Raw genomic sequence first — 260 nt, 5'->3', positions numbered from 1 at the left:
AGAAGATCGCCGATCCGAAGGACATCGCCGGGACGGCGGGCGTCGCCTTCACCATCAACCACATCGCCGCCGTCGGGATTCCCGCGGCCTTCGGCTTCATCTGGCTGGGCATGCCCGATCTCGTCTTCCTGATCGGATCGGGGATGGCGGCGGTCTCGCTCGCGCTGGCGCTCCTGGTACCGCGCGATCCGCACGCCGGCAATGAGACCTTGGTGCCGCGATTCGACGGCCGTCCGGCCCCACAGCCGGCCGAATAGGGC

At 68.8% G+C, this 260-nt stretch carries 1 pseudogene; it reads left to right on the top strand.

The window, feature by feature from the left end:
* Positions 1-257: pseudogene (locus R0J92_RS24185) on the top strand (MFS transporter); the annotation flags it as partial.
* Positions 258-260 lie beyond the last annotated feature (3 nt).

Source organism: Tritonibacter sp. SIMBA_163 (assembly GCF_046535935.1).
Lineage (GTDB): Bacteria > Pseudomonadota > Alphaproteobacteria > Rhodobacterales > Rhodobacteraceae > Epibacterium > Epibacterium scottomollicae.
This window is presented reverse-complemented; position numbering and strand designations above follow the sequence as displayed.